Source organism: Shewanella sp. ECSMB14101, from assembly GCF_000773485.1.
GTDB classification, from domain to species: Bacteria; Pseudomonadota; Gammaproteobacteria; order Enterobacterales; family Shewanellaceae; genus Shewanella; species Shewanella marisflavi.
Map to the genome: position 1 here is coordinate 1 of NZ_JSFF01000077.1, position 416 is coordinate 416.

General features: G+C 35.1%; 1 protein-coding gene. It reads right to left on the bottom strand.

Features of this window, described 5'->3' with window-relative positions; translation table 11 throughout:
* Nucleotides 1–2 precede the first annotated feature (2 nt).
* Nucleotides 3–416, bottom strand: a 414-nt coding sequence (locus NY07_RS19570) for a hypothetical protein (protein WP_039036223.1), incomplete at its 5' end; no start/stop codon positions are given.

Below are 416 nucleotides of genomic sequence, written 5' to 3' on the forward strand. Positions count from 1 at the left end.
GCTCAAACTACAAATCCTAATAATCCAAGTTTTTGACTGGTTTCGTTAAACAATCCGTATTTTCCGCTTTTGCTTTTAACAAAAATGCGGATGTCACCACGGCCTGAAGCGAAGGGATTCTTTAGTTTATGTTCATCTAAGATATACCCATAATCACTTATGTTTTCGGTGAAAATAAACTCGTTCTGCTGGTTTAAAAAATTATAATTATCGTCTGCAATTTTCAGAATCGTTATTTTACTGAATTGACTTACGCTATTAGTAATCCACTGGTATTCAGCAGGAACAACTGCTTTTCCGTTTTTGTCATACAAACCAAATTTTCGGTTGGGTTCGGCTGTCATTACTTTAAACATGTTGTTTTCTTCGCCAATCCACTCAAAAACCATTGGATTATTAGGATTTGTAGTTTGAGC